This is a genomic window from Pedobacter miscanthi, assembly GCF_032678605.1.
GTDB classification, from domain to species: Bacteria; Bacteroidota; Bacteroidia; order Sphingobacteriales; family Sphingobacteriaceae; genus Pedobacter; species Pedobacter miscanthi_A.
Window position 1 is genome coordinate 1 of record NZ_JAVTSU010000066.1, and the last position, 788, is coordinate 788.

At 42.1% G+C, this 788-nt stretch carries 1 protein-coding gene; it reads right to left on the bottom strand.

Annotation, left to right across the window (positions count from 1 at the left end):
* Window positions 1–788: TonB-dependent receptor plug domain-containing protein (locus R2R28_RS29090; RefSeq protein ID WP_316829170.1), on the bottom strand; the 788-nt coding region annotated here is incomplete at both ends.

The following is a 788-nucleotide window of genomic DNA, read 5'->3' on the forward strand; positions in this document are numbered from 1 at the left end:
CGGTAGTTATAAAATGCCTTAAAATTAGCCATGTGACGTGATCGGTTTTCAATTCCCCAATAATCTGAAGGTTTTGGCGCATAAGAATTTCCTGTCGCTGGATCGTGGATATTTTGGTTATAAGGATAATGACCAGCCTTAATGCTGTCGATTACGCTGAGGTCTTTCGCAATCAGGTATTGATAACCCGCACTTAATTCTAAATTTTTAAGCGGACTCACGGCAAACGATACATCTATACCTTTATTTACCGCTTCAGGAAGATTTTGATAAGTATAAATATTCCGGTTTCCACTACCTGTTGCCACTTGGATGCTGTTGATCTGGTTGCGTAAGCTGTGGTGAAATACGCCTGCCTCTACTTTTACATTATCTTTAGGTTTCCACTCGAAACTTAAATTTAACGAAGTGCTCCGTTCTGCCTGCAAATTCTGATCGAGCTGATTCAATAAAAACTGTCTGATCTCGCTGATCTGCCCCTGCTGATCCAGCTGGTTTAGCGTTTGTCTTAACACTTCGTTACCAATGACCAGGTAATTGGCGGCCGGATTATAAAAAACAAGGTACCTCGTTTTAAAATCTGGCGCTTTAAATCCAGTTCCGGCTCCCGCTTTAAAGGCTAAACCAGGTACAATTTTATACTGTAAACCTAAACTAGGGTTCAGTTTGCTACCGTAGGCATTGGTTAAATCGTAACGCAGGCCCGCAACCAATCCCAATTGTTTGTTCAGCTGCCAATCACCTTGCAAAAAGGCAAAACCGGTACTTACCGAACCCGGATTAGTGAG